Below are 292 nucleotides of genomic sequence, written 5' to 3' on the forward strand. Positions count from 1 at the left end.
AACCCGCAGCAGCGGATCGAACGGGTCCGCGCCGCCCTGGCCGACATGCAGGCCCGACTCACCACCATCGCCAGCGAGGAGGCCACCCGATGACCGAACACCTCTTCTCTGGCCTGTTCCTGGTCGGCGGGCTCATCCTGTTCTGCTGGGACCAGTACCGGCTCTCCGCCGCCCGCTTTGAGGTCGCCGCCCTCCAACGCGCCGCCCTCCGCGACCCACTGACCGGCCTCGCGAACCGGGCCGGCCTCGCCGCCGGCTGGGAACAACTCACCCCGCACCGCCCGTGCGTCGC

The 292-nt window shown here is 72.3% G+C and carries 1 pseudogene; it reads left to right on the plus strand.

Annotated elements, in window-relative coordinates:
- Window positions 1–89: 89 nt before the first annotated feature.
- Window positions 90–292 (plus strand): annotated as a pseudogene (locus ACNAW0_RS30840) (GGDEF domain-containing protein); the annotation flags it as partial.

The organism is Micromonospora sp. SL1-18, assembly GCF_047921505.1.
In the GTDB taxonomy this organism is placed as follows: domain Bacteria; phylum Actinomycetota; class Actinomycetes; order Mycobacteriales; family Micromonosporaceae; genus Micromonospora.